We start from the raw sequence: 2,220 nt of genomic DNA, 5'->3' as shown, positions 1-2,220 counted from the left end.
TGCGGCCAGGACGGCCGCATCCGAGCCCCCATGGACGGGTTCACGGCGTGTCTCGGGGAGGGGCGCCAGCCTCAGGAGCGCCACCGGACTGGCTTACGAAGCGCCTTTATTCGCCCGTCTCACCCCACTCCGGCCCGGCAACCCAGCGCACAATGCTAAACTAGCCCACCTAAATAACAGGCACGGGGAAACTCAAGAATGAATATCCTGGTAATCGGCTCTGGTGGCCGTGAACACGCACTGGCCTGGAAGGCCGCACAGAACCCCGCCGTAGACACCGTCTTCGTCGCCCCCGGAAACGCCGGCACCGCCCGCGAACCCAAGCTCCAGAACGTCAACATCGGCGTCGACAACTTCTCCGCACTCTCCGACCTCGTCGAAGAAAAAGGCATCGACCTCACCATCGTCGGCCCCGAAGCCCCGCTGGTAGATGGCATCGTCGACTACTTCAACAGCCGCGGCCACAACATCTTCGGCCCCGAAAAGGCGGCCGCCCAGCTCGAAGGCTCCAAAGCCTTCACCAAAGACTTCCTCGAGCGCCACGCCATTCCCACTGCCGACTACCAGAATTTCACCGAAGTGGAATCGGCGATCGCCTACCTGCGGGAAAAAGGCGCACCCATCGTGGTCAAGGCAGATGGCCTCGCCGCCGGTAAAGGCGTCATCGTCGCCGAGTCCGTGGAACAGGCAGAGCTGGCCGTGCGCGACATGCTCTCCGGCAACGCCTTCGGCGAAGCGGGCTGCCGCGTCGTTATTGAGGAATTCCTCACCGGTGAAGAAGCCAGCTTTATCGTCATGGTCGACGGGGAAAATATCCTGCCCATGGCCACCAGCCAGGACCACAAGCGCGTCGGCGACGGCGATACCGGCCCCAATACCGGTGGTATGGGCGCCTACTCCCCGGCACCAGTGGTCACACCGGACGTGTACGAGCGGGTGATGAAAGAGGTCATTGAGCCCACCGTTAAAGGCCTCGCCTCCGAGGGCATGCCCTACACCGGCTTCCTGTACGCCGGACTGATGATCAACGAAGAGGGCGCGCCAAAGGTCATCGAATACAACTGCCGTTTCGGCGACCCCGAAACCCAGCCGATCATGATGCGCCTGAAATCCGACCTGGTGGAACTGTGCATGGCCGCAGTGGAAAAACGCCTCGACCAGGTCGAAGTGGAATGGGACGCGCGTCCCTCGCTGGGTGTGGTCATCGCGGCACACGGCTACCCAGGCAGCTACCGCAAGGGCGACCCCATTTCCGGCCTCGACAGCGCCGACAGCGAAAATGCCAAGATCTTTCATGCCGGCACCGCACTGGACGGCGAGCGAGTGGTGACCAACGGCGGCCGGGTACTCTGTGCCACCGCACTGGGTGACACCGTGGCGGAAGCCAAGGAAAATGCCTACGAATGCGCGCGCAAGATCCATTGGGAAGGCGCCTTCTACCGCAAGGATATCGGTTACCGCGCGGTAGAGCGGGAACAGTCCGAAGAGGCCTGATGGCCTCTTCCTGTCTGGCCATATACGGAGCACACAGATGAGCAGTCAACGCCAGTTATCCGGCCTGGACCGCCTGCTGCTGCAGGCGGACCGCGCCCTGCGCACCCTGAGCCCCGGCTCGCCGTGTCACGAGCGCCCGTCTCCGGCCAAGTCTGCAGATGAGGCGGACCTGTCGGACGCGGAGCGCCGCCACGCGGCGGGGTTGATGCGGGTGAATCACAGCGGAGAGGTCTGTGCCCAGGCGCTGTACCAGGGACAGGCCCTGACCGCCAAGTTGCCGCAGGTGCGTGCGGAAATGGAGCATGCGGCGGATGAGGAGATCGATCATCTGGCGTGGTGTGAACAGCGCCTGCAGGAACTGGACAGCCGTCCCAGTCTGCTGAATCCGATGTGGTACGGCCTTTCCTTCGGCATCGGTGCGACTGCCGGCAAGATCTCCGACAAGGTCAGCCTGGGCTTTGTCGCGGCAACGGAAGAACAGGTGTGCAAGCACCTGGAAAGCCACCTGCGGAAGCTGCCCGCCCAGGACGACAAGAGCCGTGCGGTGGTGGAGCAGATGCTGGTGGATGAAGCGAAACATCAACACGCGGCACTGGATGCCGGTGGCGCGCGCTTCCCGGGCCCGGTTAAGGGGCTGATGACCCTGGTATCGAAAGCGATGACTTCGGTGAGCTACCGGCTATAAGCCGCCGCCTCAGTGAAGAGAATAAAAAGGGGAGCCAATTG

The 2,220-nt window shown here is 63.0% G+C and carries 2 protein-coding genes; both read left to right on the top strand.

The genetic code is table 11. The features are described from left to right. Positions 1-198 precede the first annotated feature (198 nt). A complete protein-coding gene (gene purD / locus B4U49_RS00690; RefSeq protein ID WP_078082686.1) occupies positions 199-1,494 on the top strand; it encodes a phosphoribosylamine--glycine ligase in 1,296 nt (431 codons plus the stop codon). A 37-nt stretch (positions 1,495-1,531) separates the two neighbouring features. Further along, positions 1,532-2,179: a 2-polyprenyl-3-methyl-6-methoxy-1,4-benzoquinone monooxygenase gene (gene coq7 / locus B4U49_RS00685; protein WP_078082685.1), complete on the top strand. Its 648-nt coding sequence runs from the start codon at positions 1,532-1,534 to the stop codon at positions 2,177-2,179. Positions 2,180-2,220 lie beyond the last annotated feature (41 nt).

It is taken from the genome of Microbulbifer mangrovi (genome assembly GCF_002009015.1).
In the GTDB taxonomy this organism is placed as follows: Bacteria; Pseudomonadota; Gammaproteobacteria; order Pseudomonadales; family Cellvibrionaceae; genus Microbulbifer; species Microbulbifer mangrovi.
Note: the sequence above shows the minus strand (reverse complement) of the source record. Positions and strands in the feature narration are given on the sequence as shown.